Source organism: Synechococcus sp. CCY 9618 (assembly GCF_019038415.1).
Classification (GTDB): Bacteria; Cyanobacteriota; Cyanobacteriia; order PCC-6307; family Cyanobiaceae; genus Cyanobium.
The window spans coordinates 1-205 of sequence record NZ_JAFKRG010000118.1 but is presented as its reverse complement, the minus strand read 5'-3'; the positions used below and the strand labels follow the sequence as shown (position 1 = coordinate 205).

Genomic DNA, 205 nt, shown 5'->3' with positions numbered 1-205 from the left:
TCGCAACGGCATCACCCAGGGTGACTGCTCCGCCCTCATGTCCGAAGTGGGCACCTACTTCGACCGCGCCGCCGCCGCCGTCGCCTGATCCAGGCCCTTTTCGGTTCACCTTCCCTTTCCTTCCTTCCATGAAGACTCCCCTCACCGAGGCCGTCGCCGCCGCTGATTCCCAGGGCCGCTTCCTCAGCAACACCGAGCTCAACGC

2 pseudogenes are annotated in these 205 nt (G+C 65.4%); both read left to right on the top strand.

The features are described from left to right. Positions 1-88: pseudogene (locus KUG41_RS15385) on the top strand (phycocyanin subunit beta); the annotation flags it as partial. Between the two features lie 40 nt (positions 89-128). Further along, positions 129-205: pseudogene (locus tag KUG41_RS15380) on the top strand (phycocyanin subunit alpha); the annotation flags it as partial.